We start from the raw sequence: 14304 nt of genomic DNA, 5'->3' as shown, positions 1-14304 counted from the left end.
CGACCGGCCGCGGGCCGGCGCTTCGACCAGCCCGGGACACGGCATGGCTCCCCGCATCGTCCTCCTTCACGCGACACCGGTCGCCATGGCACCGATCCAGACCGCCTTCGCGGAGAACTGGCCGGAGGCCGAGACGGTCAACCTGCTCGACGATGGTCTCTCGCTGGACCGGGCGAAGGAGCCGGCCGCGATCTCGGAGGCCATGATCGAGCGCTTCGTGCGGTTCGGCCGCTACGGCCACGACATGGGCGCCGATGGCATCCTGATCACCTGCTCGGCTTTCGGGCCGGCCATCGACCGGCTGATCGAGACCGTGCCGGTGCCGGTGCTCAAGCCGAACGAGGCGATGTTCCGTGCCGCCATCGCCCGCGGCGAGCGCATCGGCATGCTGGCGACCTTCGGCCCCTCGGTCGGCACGATGACGGACGAGTTCGAGGAATTCGTCGCCGAGACCGGACGTCCGGCGAGCCTGCGGACGATCCTGGTGGACGACGCGATGGCGCGTCTGCGCGCCGGCGACGCCGACACCCACAACCGTCTGGTCGCCGAGCGGGCACCGGAGCTTGCCGATTGCGACGCGCTCATGCTGGCGCATTTCTCCACCTCCCGGGCGGCCGAGGCGGTGCGCAAGGCCGTGGACGTCCCGGTCCTGACCGCGCCCCATGCCGCGGTGGACCGGATGCGGGCGATGGTCGAGACCGGCGGGAGCGCCTGAACCATGAAGCTCGGTGCCTTCCAGGACCGTCTCAGCGGCCATTGCGGTTTCCTGTTCACGGAGCTGCCGCTCTCCGAACGCTTCGCGGCGGCAGCCCGGGCGGGGTTCCGTGCCGTCGAGCATCCCAACCTGTTCGCGACGCCGGCCCGGGAGGTCGCGGGCTGGCTGGGACGGGCGGGCGTGCCGCTGGTCCAGACCGGCTTCCCGGCAGGGGACGCCGCCAAGGGCGAGAAGGGCTTCGCGGCGCTGCCCGACCGGGTCGCGTACTATCGCTCCACCATCGAGCCGACCCTCGACTACGTCGCGCAGCTCGGCTGCCGGATGGTCCACCCGATGGCGGGCGTCCGTCCCGCGGGGGTTGAGCGGGCGCGGCTCTGGGACACCTACCTCGACAACCTCGCCTTCGCGGCCGATGCCGCCGGGGCACGCGGCATGACGGTGATCGTGGAGCCGATCGGCCCCGGCTCGATCGCCGACTACGTGATCGACGACCCGCTGGTGGCGGTCGAGGCGATCCGGGCGATCGGCCGCGACAACGTCAAGCTGCTGTTCGACGCCTATCACTGCGTCTGCCTGGGCCACGATCCGGCGGCGCTGATCCGGGCGCACGCGCCGCTCATCGCCCATGTCCAGATCGCCGACGATCCCGGACGGCACGAGCCCGGGACCGGCACGATCGCCTTCGACCCGATCTTCGCCGCCCTGGAGGCGGTCGGCTATTCCGGCTTCGTCGGCTGCGAGTACCACCCCGCCGCCGGCACCGAGGCGGGGCTCGGCTGGATGCGGGCGGCGGCGGTCTAGGGTTCGGGCCGGATCCTTAGAACCGGGCGGCGACGCCGCCGATGATCGTGCGGGGCTGCCCCGGCGTCGCGTAGCGGTTCTGGAACGCGCGGTCGTAGAACGTCGCGTCGAACACGTTGTTGACGTTCAGGTAGATCCGCACGCCCGGTGCGATCTGATAGTACGAGATCAAGTTGACCAGCGTGTATTGCGGCAGGTTGAAGGTCGAAAGCGCCGTTCCCGCGGCGCGCTGGCCGACGAAGTCGAGGCCGCCGCCGAGCCCGAGCCCCTTCAGGTCGCCGCTCTGGAACTCGTAGACGGTCTGGAACGCGAGGCTGTTGGCGGGCACGTTGGCGATGCGCGTGCCGACCGGCAGGGTGTTGTCGCGGGCGACGGTGGCGTCGACCCGCGTGTAGGTCCCGATCACGCGCCAGCCCGGGGCCAGGTAGCCGGCGGCGGTCAGGTCGAAGCCGCGGCTGCGGACCGTGCCGGTGGCCACGCTGAAATTCGGGTCGACCGGATCGGTGCTCAGGATGTTGGAGCGTCGGATCTCGAACAGGGCGGCGGTGGCATCGAGACGGCCGTCGAGGAGGCTGACCTTCGCGCCGGCCTCGTAGCCCTCGCCAGCCTCGAACGCGAAGGGCCGGCCGCTGCGATCCGTGCCGATATTGGGCCGGAAGGAGCGCGCGTAGTTGCCGTAGACCGCCACCGTGTCGGTGAGGTCGTAGAGCAGGCCGAAGCGCGGCGTCGCCACCAGGCCCTGCAGGCCGGTGGTGGCCTTGGTCAGGTTGTTCGTCGAGACCAGCCCGAGGTCCTCGACCCTGACGCCCACCAGGGCGTGGAGACGGGGCGTGAGGTCGATCTGGTCCTGCACGAAGCCGGCATAGCTCTCCGTCTTCTGCAGGAAATTCGTGACCCGCGCGGTGATCGGCGGCAGCGGCTGTCCGTAACGGGGCGCGAGCAGATCGAGGAGGAACGGGTTCGTCGCCACATTCGAGCGGTTGAACACCTCCCGGTAGCGGTAGCTGTCGTATTCCAGCCCGAGCAGGAGCGTGTGGCGGAACGGGCCGGTGTCGAACTTGCCCGCGAGATTCGCCTGCAGGTCGAGGTCGGACCACGTCAGGTCCCGCCATTCCAGGGTCCGCCGCTGGGTCCGGCCATCCGGTAGCAGGCCGATGGCGCCGACGCCATAGCCCGACAGGTTCCCGCCGAGCACCTGGGCGCCGACGTTCAGCACCCAGTCCTGGTCGAACCGGTGCTCGACCCGCAGCTGGCCGAGGGCGTTGTCGACATGGGCCGGGGGCAGGCCCGGCTCGCCGATGAAGCGGCTGCGCGGCAGGGCGCGCAGGTTGCCCCCCAACGGGACGACGCCGCGGTCGAAAGTCTGCGCCGTGCTGATGAAGTCACCCTCCAGGGTGATGGTCGTGTCCGCGTTCGGCCTCCAGGCGATGACCGGGGCGAGGGCGTAGCGGTCGCTGGTGACGAAGTCCCGGAAGCTGCCGTTGTCCTCGACGGCGCCGGTGACGCGCGCCAGAACCTGCCCGCTCTCGTCGAGGGCGCCGGTGGCGTCGAAGGTGCTCCGCTTGGCGCCGAAGCTGCCGTACTGCGTGCCGACCGTGAGGGAGCGCGCCGCGAGGGGTTGCTTGGTCACGATGTTGAAGGTGCCGCCGGGGTCGCCACGGCCGTACAGGAAGGCCGACGGTCCTTTCAGCACCTCGATGCGCTCGATGGAGACGATGTCGGGGCTGTTCGGGTAGCCGCGGTTGATCGGGAACCCGTTGCGGTAATACTCGCCGGTGGCCAGACCGCGGATCGTGAATTCGGTCAGGCCGAGGCCGCCGAAATTGTTGCCGCGGCCGACGCCCGCGAGGTCGAGGGCCGTGTCGATCCGCGTGGCCGCCGCGTCCTCCAGCACCTCCTGCGGCACCGCCACGATGGTCTGGGGCACCTCGCGCACGGGCGTGTCGGTCCGCGTGGCGCTCACCGCCCGCGTGGCCCGGTAGCCGTCGATGCGGGACGGCCCGTCGCCGGTCCCGGCCACCGAGAGTTCCTCGAGCTGGACCTCCTGGGAGTTGTCAACGATAGGTTGTGCCCAGCCGGAAGTCGGAAGAAATACTGGAGCGAGGAGGAGAGAGATTCGGGCCGCGCGCCTGGAAACGCCGCGCGATGCCTGCGTGCAAGGTCTTGCACAGTTTCGCCGTACCACGATGTCGACCGATCTGTTTCGATTGGCGTCAGATACGGTGCAGAAACATTCACGGTCAAGCTTGATTGCGGAACGTTTTGCGAGGCTAGATTTCGAATAATTACAATCTGAGCGGGATCGACAGTTCGGCCGGGCTGGCGGAGCGCACGGCGTACGGTTGAGCAGCTCCGTTGTTGCCTCGAACTTCCGGTGCTCGTGTGTGGACGAGCGAGCGGTGGATGTATCGGAGCCGTTCGGCCCCATCATCTCGGGCCGCTTCGCCGAGCCCGGGATCCAGACCCACCGAGGCGAGAAGATCTCGCACGGACCCCGGATCCGGATCGCCCGCCTCCCGCATGCCCCTGCGGCGCCGGGATCGCCTTCGACCCGGGATGACGGCGCGACGCCGCGGCTGAGCCGGCGTCCAACATCGACGCGGAGGCGAAGCCCTTCAGCCCCGCACCGGCTCGCGGTCAGGCGCCGCCGAGCAGCCGAGCCCGACGCTCCAGCACGGCGGGCCAGACCTCCGGGTTGACGAGCCGCGGCGGCGTCTCGCCCCGGAGCAGGCCGATGATCTGCTCCGCGCCCCAGGCCGCTACGGTGCGCCGCGCCTCGTGGGTGACGCCGGCGGTGTGGTAGGTCGCCACCACGGTGTCGAGCTGCAGCAGGACCGAATCGAGGGGCGGCGGCTCCGGCGTCCAGACATCGAGGCCCGCCCCCGCGAGGTGTCCGGCGGTGAGCGCTGCGGCGAGCGCCGTCTCGTCATGGATGCCGCCCCGGGCCGTGGTGATGAACAGCGCCCCCGGCTTCATCGCCGCGAAGGCCCGGGCGTCGAAGCTGCCCCGGGTCGTGTCGTCGAGGGGGCAGTGCAGGGAGACGATGTCGGACTCGGCGAGCAGCCGCGCCCGGTCCACCGGCTCTGCGCCGCGGGACCGGATCTCGGCGTCCGGGAGCAGGGGATCGTGGGCGAGGACCCGCATGTCGAAGCCGCGGGCCAGCTTGGCGACCGCCCGGCCGGTATGCCCGATCCCGATCAGGCCCAGGGTCGCGCCGCCGATCTCGTGGCCCATGAGCGATTCGCGGGTGAAGCCGCGCGCGGTCCGGAGCAGGCGGTTCGAGACGCAGATCTTGCGCGAGACGGCGAGCATCAGGCCGATCGCCAGCTCCGCCACCGAGCGGGCATTGCCGCCCACTTGGTTGACCACCGCGACGCCGGCCCGGGTGCAGGCAGCGGCGTCCACCGTGTCGAAGCCCGCCCCGCCCGACGAGACCGCCAGAAGGTTCGGGCATTCGGCCAGCAGGGCGTCGCTCACGTGCCAGCGGAGCGGCAGCTCGTTCCGCGCCGGAGAGACGTGGAAGACGTGGGCCTGCGCCAGAAGAGCCCGGAGCTTGTCCTCCGGGCTCTGCAGGTCGCCCACCTGCAGGTCGATATCGGGCTCGGCCCTCAGGCGTTCGTCGAAGGCCGGATCGATCCAGACGTTGAACCGGCAAACGCGCTTGAGAGCCGCCACATGTTCAGCCCTTCACCACCGCGTCGATCGCATCGATGACGTGGTCGATGTTGTGGGTGTTGACCGCGGCCACGCAGATCCGGCCCGTCTCCAGGGCGTAGACCTCGTGCTCCTCGCGCAGGCGGGTGGCCTCCGCGGGGCTGAGACCCGTGTAGGAGAACATGCCCTTCTGCGTCTTGATGGCGTCGAAGCCGCGCTCGGGGTGGCGCTGCTGCAGGCTGTCGGCCATCCGCACACGCATGGCGCGGATCCGGTCCCGCATCTCGCCGAGCTCCCGCTCCCAGTCGGCGCGCAGCTCCGGATCGGTGAGCACGATCTCGACGATCGCGGCGCCGTGGGTGTGCGGGTTCGAGTAGCTCGCCCGGACGAGGCGCTTGGCGAAGGACTCGACCTTGGCCTTCGCGGCCGGATTCTCGGCCACGATGGTGAGCGCACCGACGCGCTCGCCGTAGAGCGAGAACGACTTCGAGAACGAGGAGGCGACGAGGAACTCCTGGCCCGACTCGGCGAAGAGGCGCACCGGCTCGGCATCGGCATCGAGGCCGTTGCCGAAGCCCTGATAGGCGATGTCGAGGAACGGGATCAGGCCGCGCTCCGCCATCAGGGGCACGAGGTCGCGCCACTCGTCGAGGCTGAGATCGGCGCCGGTCGGGTTGTGGCAGCAGGCGTGCAGCACCACGATCGACCCCTTCGGCAGATCCTGGAGATAGGCCTTCATGGCCGGATAGTCGGCGCCGCCGGTCTCGGCCGAGAAGTAGGGATAGTCGACCACGGTGAAGCCGGCCTGGGTGAACAGGGCCTTGTGGTTCTCCCAGCTCGGGTTGCTCACCGCCACGGTGGCGTTCGGGAAGAGCTTGGCCAGCACGTCCGCGCCGGTCTTCAGGGCGCCGGTGCCGCCGATGCTCTGGAGCGTCGCCGCCCGGTTCTGGGACAGGATCGGCGCGCCCTTCCCGAATAGCAGCTCCTGGACCGCGTCGCGGAACGGCTTGGTGCCCTCGATCGGACGATAGGTCTTCGGCAGGCCCTTCTCGATCCAGCGCTTCTCGGCGGTCTGCACGGCGCGCAGGCGCGGCACCTTGCCGTCCGCATCCGTGTACACGCCGACGACGAGGTTGAGCTTCTTCGGGCTCGGGTCGGCGTTGAAGGCCTCGAACAGGCGCATGATCGGGTCGAGCGGCGCGTCCTGGATGCCGGCGAACAGCGAGGTCATGATCGTCAATCGTCCCAGAGGGTCTCGGCCGGCGACGCTTGGAGGGGCGCCGGCACGCCCGGCGACGGGCCGGGCCGACGCCCTTATTCCGCACATCGCGCCCGCCCGCCAGCGCTTCTGCGCGCATCAGCGTCCCGATCCGTTCAACGATCCGGTGACGCTGCTCTTCCGGATGGGGCTCCGACGGCCCTAGAGTGCCGCCATGATGCGTCGCCTCATCCCGATCCTCGCCGGTCTCCTCGCGGCTAGCCCGGCCGTCGCGCAGGCTCCGGTCCGGATCGGGCTTTCGGCCCCGCTGACCGGGCCGGACGCCGCCTTCGGCCAGGGACTGCGGCAGGGGGCCGAGCAGGCAGTGGCCGATCTCAATCGCGCCGCCGGCGGACGCCCGCGCTGGGTCCTGGTCCCCGCCGACGACGGCGGCGAGGCCCGGCAGGCCGCCGCGAACGCCAGGAAGTTCGCCGCCGACGGCGTGCGCCTCGTGGTCGGGCCGCTCGAATCCGGGGCGGTCGCGGCCGCGGCGCCCGTCTACGAGGAGGCCGGGGCCGTCATGGTGGCGCCCGCGGCGGCCTACGGGCCGCTCACCGGCCGGGGCCTGTGGAACCTGTTCCGCCTGGGCCCGAGCGACGCCCAGCAGGGCCGGGCGGCCGGAGCCTACCTGGCGAAGGCCTTCGCGGGGCGCCGGGTCGGGATCCTCAGCGACCGCTCCACCTTCGGCCGGGGCCTCGCCGACGCGGTCGCGGCGCGTCTGAAGGAGGCCGGCACGCCGGAGGTGCTGTTCGACGGCTTCGCCCGGGGCAGCCGCGATCTCTCGGACCTCGTCGCCCGGCTGAGGGCGGCGCGGCTCGATGCGGTGTATTTCGGCGGGCTCGCGCCCGATGCCGCCACCCTGCTCCGCGCTTTGCGCGCGGCCGGCCTCGGCACGACCCTGGTGGCGAGCGATGGCATCCTCGACCCGAGCTTCGCCGCGGCGGCCGGCGCAGACGGGGACGGGACCGTGATGACCCTGGCGCCCGATCCACCGCGCCTGCCCGAACCGCGCGGCGCCCGCCCGGCGCCGCGGAGTCCCGAGGCCGAGAGCGTCGCGGCCGGGGCCTACGCGGCCGTGGAGCTCCTGACCCAGGCGACCGAGCGCGCCCGGGCGGCCGATCCGAAGACCGGCCGCATCGCCGACGGCCGCAAGGTGGCCGAGGCCCTACGGGCGGGGCCGTCGCGGACGCTGCTCGGATCGGTGGCCTTCGATGCCCGGGGCGACCGCTCCGCAGCGCCGATCGCCCTCCGGATCTGGCGCCGGACCGCGGATGGGCGCCTCGACTATGCCGGCAACGACGCGGAGCCCTGAAAGCCGGCGATGAAAACCGGCGAAACGTGTCGATGACGGAACGGGTTCGGCGTCCGTGACTTGCGGCGGGTTCCCGCGGGGACTACATGCGGGCGGTGCTGCTGAGCTGGCGCGGGCGGTCCACCGGATCGGATCCGCGCCCTGCGGCGTTTCCCGAGCTCGATGACAGCTGAACACGCATTGCCGGAACGCCTGCTGCCGGACGGTCCGACTGGAGAAGGTGCATGGCGAAAGAAGAATTGATGCAGTTCGACGGTCTCGTGATCGAGATCCTGCCGGACGCGCGCTACCGCGTGCAGCTCGACCAGGGCCACGAGATCGTGGCCTACACGGCCGGCAAGATGAAGAAGAACCGCATCAAGACGCTGGCCGGCGACCGGGTCACGGTCGAGATGTCGCCCTACGACCTTGAGAAGGGGCGCCTCGTGTTCCGCCACAAGGACGAGCGCTCGTCCGGCCCCCGTCCGCCCGTGCGGGGCGGCCAGTTCCGCCGCCGGTGAGGATCCGGGGCGCGAGCCGGGCTTCCCCGGCCGCGTCCGCCTACCTGCTGCTGACCGTCACGGCGCTCCTCTGGGCCGGCAACGCCGTCACCAGCCGCTGGGCGCCCGGCCACGTCTCGCCCCAGGTCATCACGACGCTTCGCTGGGCGGTCGCCTGCCTGGTCCTCATGCCCTTGGCCGGCACCCGCCTCCTGGCCGCTTGGCCGGAGCTTCGGCCCCACTGGCTGCGCATCCTGCTGATGGGCGGCCTGGGCTACACGGCCTTCAACTGTCTGTTCTATGCGGCCGGCGTTCATACCGGCGCGATCAACCTCGCCCTGTTCCAGGGGGCGATCCCGGTCCTGGTGATCGTCCTGAACCGGCTCGCCTACCGGGTGCCGGTCACGCCTGGGCAGGTGCTCGGCGTCGTTCTGACGCTGATCGGCGCGGGGCTCGCCGCCACCCATGGCGACTGGTCGGTGCTGACGAACCTCGCCTTCAACCGCGGCGACGTGCTCGTCTTCGCGGCCTGCCTGCTCTACGCGGGCTACACGGTCGTCCTGCCGACGCGCCCGAAGGTGCCGGCGCTCGTGTTCTTCGCCGCGATGGCCATCGCGGCGTTCGTCACATCCCTGCCGCCCCTGGCCGTCGAGTGGGCGACGGGGCACGCCGTCTGGCCCAACCGCGCGGGCTGGATCATGGTCGCCTTCGTCGGCCTCGGGCCTTCGCTTCTGGCGCAGCTCTTCTTCATGCGCGGCGTCGAGCAGATCGGCCCGAATCGCGCCGGCCTGTTCGTCAACCTCGTGCCGATCTTCGGCGCGATCCTCGCCGTCCTGCTGGTCGGCGAGCCGTTCGGGGCGACGCAAGCGCTCGCCCTGGCCCTGGTGTTGGCCGGGATCGCCTGCGCCGAGCGCCTGAAACCGGCGCTCGCCGCGGAGGCGACTCCGGAAGCCGCTTATTCGCAGACGCGAACGCGGCGGATGTAGACGTCGCCGTAGGGATCGATGGTCCGGCGGCGCTCGAAGTGGCAGACCGGGCCGTAATCCTCCTCGACGTAGACCGGCGGCGGGGCGCGGTAGACCGGGCGGCCCGGATAGTAGCCGTTGTTGGCCGACGCGATGGCGCCGCCGACCGCCAGGCCGCCGAGCACGCCGAGGGCGGCCGCGCCGCCGGCACCGATCCCGTCGCGGGCCTGGGCGGCCGGTGCGAGGGTGGCGAGGCTCCCGACGACCAGGCTCGTCGCGAGAAGGTACTTCATGACATCCCCCTGAAAGCAGGCGATTCGCGCCGATCGATCGGCACAGTCCTGCTAGCACACCCGAGCTTTGGGGCGTTTGTTCGGCCGCACATGCCGGCTTGACGCGAGGTGCTCCGCCGCACCAAACCCGGGGGGAGAGCGAGAGGGGCGGCGACCGGCATGGTGACACGGGGCTTCGTCGGACGCAGGCAGCCGCCGGAAACGGGCGCGCGCCTGCCGCCGGGTCAGTATCTCACCGACGATTTCCCGATCCTCCAGATCGGCCCCAACCCGACCGTTGACCTGGCCACCTGGACGTTCACGCTGCGCGCGGGATCGCGGCCGATCAAGGCGTGGAGCTGGGCGGAATTCGAGGCGCTGCCTCGCACCACCTGGAAGGGCGACATCCACTGCGTCACCAAGTGGTCGAAGTTCGACACGACCTGGGAAGGCGTCAGCTTCGACGACCTGCTGGCGGATGCCGGGATCGAGGCGCCGACGAACTTCCTGCTCGCGGAATCCCACGACGACTACACCACGAACGTGCCGGTGGCCGACCTCGTGGGCGGCCGGGCCCTGGTGGCGACGCGCTACGAGGGCCAGCCGATCCATCCCGATCACGGCGGCCCGGCGCGGCTCTTCGTGCCGCACCTCTACTTCTGGAAGAGTGCCAAATGGGTGAAGGGCCTGCGCTTCACCCAGGTGGACACGGCCGGCTTCTGGGAGCTGCGCGGCTACCACATGTACGGGGATCCATGGCGTGAGCAGCGCTACATCGGTGATTGAGTCGGTGATCGAGCCCGTCGTCTTCCGCTGGCACGAGGCGGAGATCACCGCGCTCTCGCCGGTCACGCCGCACGTGAGGAGCGTCCGTCTGCGCTGCAGCCTCGCCGAGGCTTACCGGGCCGGGCAGCACGTCGATGTCCGCCTCACCGCCGAGGACGGCTACCAGGCGCAGCGCAGCTACTCCATCGCCTCGGCCCAGGACGGCAGCGGCACACTGGAGCTGATGATCGAGGCCCTGCCGGACGGCGAAGTCTCGGGCTGGTTCTCGCATTTGGCCGAAATCGGCGACCGGGTCGAGCTGCGCGGGCCGATCGGCGGCTCGTTCTCCTGGGACGGCCCCGATGGCGGGCCGCTGCTCCTGGGCGGCGGCGGGTCGGGCGTGGTGCCGCTCCTGGCGATGCTGCGGCGGCGGGCGCAGGGCTGGCGGCAGATCCCGGCGGCGCTGATCTATTCGGCCCGCACCCGGGCGGAGGCCATCGCGGTGGCCGAGCTGGAGCGGCTCGCGGAAGCCGATCCCAACTTCTCCCTGCATCTTGCGACGACGCGCGAGCCCGGCGGCAAGCGGATCGACGCGCCCCTCGTCGCCGATGCCCTCGCGCGGATCGGGGCGCCCGGGAAGGTCTTCCTCTGCGGCTCCAACCGGTTCGTGGCCGCAGCCTCGGACCTGATCCTGGCGGAGGGCGTCGCGCCGGGCCTGATCCGCACCGAGCGCTTCGGCGCCTGAGCGCCGGGGCCCCGCGCCGGCATGGCGGGGCGAAGGCGGAGTCGATCGGGTCCCCGTCTGCAGGACCTGACGGAGCCCGTCTCGAAGTGCGCAGAGGAAAGGCCGTCGGTGACGAACCCGATTCCTAAGAGGATCACGGGCTGAAGATCAGCACGAGGTAGACGAAGAACAGCACGAGATGCACCGCGCCCTCCAGCACGGTGGTGCGCGAACCCGAGAAGGTCTGCGCGCTGAGGATCAGCGTGACGGCGAGGAGGGTCATCTCGGTGGGCTTGAGGCCGAGCACCACGGTCTGGCCGGTGAGCAGCCCGATGGTCAGGATCGCCGGCACGGTGAGGCCCACCGTCGAGGTGGCTGCGCCGAGGCACAGATTGATCGCCCGCTGGAGTTCGTTGCGGGCCACAGCCTTCAACGCCGAGATCCCCTCCGGGGTGAAGACGATGGCGGCGATCAGCACGCCGCCCAGCGCCGAGGGCGCGCCGAGGGCCGCGATGCCGTGGTCGAGGATCACCGCGAGGCTCTTGGCGAGGATCACGATCGGCAGGACGTTGGCGAGCAGCAGCCCGATATGCTTGGCGATGCCGCCCCCCGAGATCGAGTCGGCGCCGTGGGGCGCCTCGGCGCTCTCGCGGGCTTCCGCATCGATGAAGAAGTCGCTGTGGCGGCCGGTCTGGATCAGCAGAAACACGCCGTAGAGCGCGAGGGTGAACACCGAGAACGTCACCGCCTGCAGGATCGTCAGGGTGCCGTCGCTGGTGGAGCTGGTGAAGTTCGGGATGATCAGCGCGATGGTGGTGAGCGGGATGATCACCGACAGGAAGGCCGAGGCGCCCTGAAGGTTGTAGCGCTGCTGGTGATGGCGCAGGCCGCCGACCAGGAGGCCCAGCCCGACCACGCCGTTCAGCACGATCATCAGGACCGCGAACATCGTATCGCGCCCCAGCGTCGGCGCGTCCTTGGCCGACAGCATCACGGCGGAGATCAGCGCCACCTCGATGATGACGATTGAGAGGGTCAGCACCAGGGTGCCCAGGGGCTCGCCCAGACGGTGGGCCAGTTCCTCGGCCTCGTGCACCACCCCGAAGGCCGCCCAGACGATCACCGCGAGCAGCCACGCGAACAGGCCGCCGGCGAAGAGCGGCCGCGACAGGTCTCCGAGCCAGTCCTTGCCGAACCACGCGAAGGCCAGAACCGTCGCCCAGGCTACCGCCACCCGCAGGGCTGCCATCATGATGAACGTGTACTCCGGTCGGGGCGCGTCGCGGCTGCGACAGGCGAAACTTGACCGTGCCTTAGCAGGTCGCCGCACCAGAGTCGGCCCTTCGTCCCGGCTTCGTCCCGGCTTCGCACCGCTCGCAAGGACGCGGTCCACGGCCCATCGTGAGGGCGGAGGTTCGAGCACCCCGCAACCGGCGCGTCCCGGATTGAGCGCCTGCAACCGCCCCATGCTGCGGCGGGAGTGGTCAGGCGGCTCGCGACGCGTTACCGTCTTGGCACCCGAATAAAGTCCGGCGCCTGATTCCCCCGCCGCGCGATGGCGCGCTGCCGGGCGCGGCACGGCCGTTGAGAGTTTCCGAAGCTTGCCTTTCCCGACCCTGCCCGCCCCCCTCGCGCGGGCCCTGAGCGACCGCGGCTATGCCGATCCGACCCCGGTCCAGGCCGCCGTGCTTGAGGCCGCCGCCGGCTCCCGCGACCTCCTCGTCTCGGCCCAGACCGGCTCCGGCAAGACCGTGGCCTACGGCCTCGCCATGGCCAGTATCCTGATCGGGGAGGCCGACCAGTTGCCGCCCCCGGCGGCGCCCCTGGCCCTCGTGATCGCCCCGACCCGGGAACTCGCCCTGCAGGTGCAGCGCGAGCTGTCCTGGCTGTACGGACCCGCCGGCGGCCGCGTCGCGGCCTGCGTCGGCGGCATGGACCCGCGCCGGGAAAGCCGGATGCTGGCGGAGGGCACCCACATCGTGGTGGGCACGCCGGGGCGCCTGCGCGATCACCTCGAGCGCCGCAACCTCGACCCGACGGCCCTGCGGGCCGTGGTCCTCGACGAGGCCGACGAGATGCTCGATCTCGGCTTCCGGGAGGATATCGAGTTCATCCTCTCGGCGACGCCGCCGGAGCGGGCCACCTACCTGTTCTCCGCGACCCTGCCGAAGGCGATCGAGACGCTGGCCGAGCGCTACCAGCACGGCGCGCTCCGTCTGGCGATCAAGGGCGAAACCAAGGGACATGCCGACATCGCCTACCGGGCGGTGCGGATCATGCCGCGGGAGACCGAGCACGTCGTGCTCAACCTCCTGCGCGAGGCCGATGCCGCGACCGCGATCGTCTTCTGCAACACCCGCAACGCCGTCCGCCATCTCCAGGCCAGCCTGACCGAGCGGGGTTTCTCCGTGGTGGCGCTGTCGGGCGAACTCGGCCAGGGCGAGCGCAATGCCGCGCTTCAGGCCCTGCGCGACGGCCGCGCCCGGGTCTGCGTCGCCACCGACGTGGCCGCCCGCGGCATCGACCTGCCGTCCCTGAGCCTCGTCATCCACGCGGACCTGCCGCACGATGCCGAGGTGCTCCAGCACCGCAGCGGCCGTACCGGTCGCGCCGGCCGCAAAGGCACCTCGGTGCTGCTCATCCCCAATTCCCGGCGACGCCGCGCCGAGCAGATGTTCGCCATTGCCAAGGTGAGCCCCGAATGGTCGGGGCCGCCCTCGGCCGACGAGATCCGGCGCCTCGACGGCGAGCGCATGCTCTCGGATCCGCTCTTCGCCGAGCCGCCCGCCGAGGAGGATGTCGCGCTCGCCGAGACGCTGCTCGCCGGCAAGAGCCCGGAGGAACTGGCTGCCCTGCTGGCCCGCGTCTACCGCACCCGCCTGCCGGCTCCCGAAGAGGTCAGCGATCCCGGAGAGGGCCGCGCTCCCCGGGGCGAGCGGCCGCCCTACGACCCGATGGATCCGGAGCGGATCGCCGCCATGGGGCCGGCCGTCTGGTTCCGCCTCAACCTCGGCCGCCGCGACAACGCCGACCCGCGCCGTCTGCTGCCGATGCTGACCCGGCGGGGCGGCATCGGGCGCCAGGAGATCGGTGCGATCCGGATCTTCGACCGCGAGACCAAGTTCGAGGTGCGGGGCAACGCGGCGGCACGCTTTGCCGAAGCGTTCGCCCGGAACGGCTCGCCGGATATCCAGGTCGAGGCGCTGGTGGGCGATGCGGGGCCGGATGAGCGCAGGGACCGACCGGGTGGTCCGAAGGGTTTTGCGAGCCCGCGCGCCGGGAAGCACCAGCGCAAGGTGGATCGCACCGGGCCGAAGAGCGATAAGGCCGGGCGCCATTCCGGACGGGCCTGAGCGCCG

Annotated in this window: 13 protein-coding genes; 8 read left to right on the top strand and 5 right to left on the bottom strand. The window is 71.1% G+C overall.

Annotated elements, in window-relative coordinates:
- Positions 1-43: 43 nt before the first annotated feature.
- Complete coding sequence (locus BM396_RS22905; protein ID WP_043354776.1) at positions 44-715, top strand: aspartate/glutamate racemase family protein; 672 nt, start codon at positions 44-46, stop codon at positions 713-715.
- Positions 716-718: 3 nt separating this feature from the next.
- The gene (locus BM396_RS22900) at positions 719-1516 is read left to right on the top strand and encodes a hydroxypyruvate isomerase family protein (RefSeq protein WP_051976075.1); all 798 of its coding nucleotides are present in this window, start codon (positions 719-721) and stop codon (positions 1514-1516) included.
- 16 nt (positions 1517-1532) lie between these two features.
- Here the strand turns inward: BM396_RS22900 and BM396_RS22895 are convergent, their stop codons facing one another.
- From BM396_RS22895 to BM396_RS22885, 3 genes are all read right to left on the bottom strand, one after another.
- On the bottom strand, positions 1533-3536 hold the full coding sequence (locus BM396_RS22895; RefSeq protein ID WP_081948669.1) for a TonB-dependent siderophore receptor: 2004 nt from the start codon (positions 3534-3536) through the stop codon (positions 1533-1535).
- Between the two features lie 617 nt (positions 3537-4153).
- The gene (locus tag BM396_RS22890; RefSeq protein ID WP_043382863.1) at positions 4154-5191 is read right to left on the bottom strand and encodes a hydroxyacid dehydrogenase; all 1038 of its coding nucleotides are present in this window, start codon (positions 5189-5191) and stop codon (positions 4154-4156) included.
- 4 nt (positions 5192-5195) lie between these two features.
- Positions 5196-6401, bottom strand: coding sequence for an amino acid aminotransferase (locus BM396_RS22885; RefSeq protein ID WP_043382866.1), 1206 nt, complete (start codon positions 6399-6401; stop codon positions 5196-5198).
- Positions 6402-6603: 202 nt separating this feature from the next.
- Between BM396_RS22885 and BM396_RS22880 the strand changes: the two genes are divergently transcribed.
- The 3 genes from BM396_RS22880 (at position 6604) to BM396_RS22870 (ending at position 9205) form a co-directional block, all read left to right on the top strand.
- On the top strand, positions 6604-7740 hold the full coding sequence (locus BM396_RS22880; RefSeq protein WP_043382868.1) for a branched-chain amino acid ABC transporter substrate-binding protein: 1137 nt from the start codon (positions 6604-6606) through the stop codon (positions 7738-7740).
- 224 nt (positions 7741-7964) lie between these two features.
- Entirely contained in the window at positions 7965-8240 is a 276-nt protein-coding gene (gene infA / locus BM396_RS22875) for a translation initiation factor IF-1 (RefSeq protein ID WP_012320343.1), read from the top strand.
- Positions 8237-9205, top strand: a complete 969-nt coding sequence (locus BM396_RS22870; RefSeq protein ID WP_051976076.1) for a DMT family transporter — start codon at positions 8237-8239, stop codon at positions 9203-9205. The genes infA and BM396_RS22870 overlap by 4 nt, the downstream gene beginning before the upstream one ends.
- Here BM396_RS22870 and BM396_RS22865 read toward each other — a convergent pair.
- Positions 9175-9477 carry a hypothetical protein gene (locus tag BM396_RS22865; protein WP_043382873.1) on the bottom strand — a complete coding sequence of 101 codons (303 nt, stop codon included), beginning with the start codon at positions 9475-9477 and terminating at the stop codon, positions 9175-9177. The genes BM396_RS22870 and BM396_RS22865 overlap by 31 nt on opposite strands.
- Positions 9478-9636: 159 nt before the next feature.
- Between BM396_RS22865 and BM396_RS22860 the strand changes: the two genes are divergently transcribed.
- A complete protein-coding gene (locus tag BM396_RS22860) occupies positions 9637-10242 on the top strand; it encodes a sulfite oxidase-like oxidoreductase (RefSeq protein WP_043346730.1) in 606 nt (201 codons plus the stop codon).
- A complete protein-coding gene (locus tag BM396_RS22855) occupies positions 10217-10966 on the top strand; it encodes an FAD-binding oxidoreductase (RefSeq protein ID WP_081948670.1) in 750 nt (249 codons plus the stop codon). Before BM396_RS22860 ends, BM396_RS22855 begins: the two co-directional genes overlap by 26 nt.
- A gap of 133 nt (positions 10967-11099) precedes the next feature.
- Here BM396_RS22855 and BM396_RS22850 read toward each other — a convergent pair whose 3' ends face one another.
- On the bottom strand, positions 11100-12197 hold the full coding sequence (locus BM396_RS22850) for a calcium:cation antiporter (RefSeq protein ID WP_043346728.1): 1098 nt from the start codon (positions 12195-12197) through the stop codon (positions 11100-11102).
- 349 nt (positions 12198-12546) lie between these two features.
- Here BM396_RS22850 and BM396_RS22845 point away from each other — a divergent pair, with 349 nt between their 5' ends.
- Entirely contained in the window at positions 12547-14298 is a 1752-nt protein-coding gene (locus BM396_RS22845) for a DEAD/DEAH box helicase (RefSeq protein ID WP_043382876.1), read from the top strand.
- The last annotated feature ends 6 nt before the right edge of the window (positions 14299-14304 follow it).

This window comes from Methylobacterium sp. UNCCL125 (assembly GCF_900116795.1).
Classification (GTDB): Bacteria; Pseudomonadota; Alphaproteobacteria; order Rhizobiales; family Beijerinckiaceae; genus Methylobacterium; species Methylobacterium fujisawaense.
This window is presented reverse-complemented; position numbering and strand designations above follow the sequence as displayed.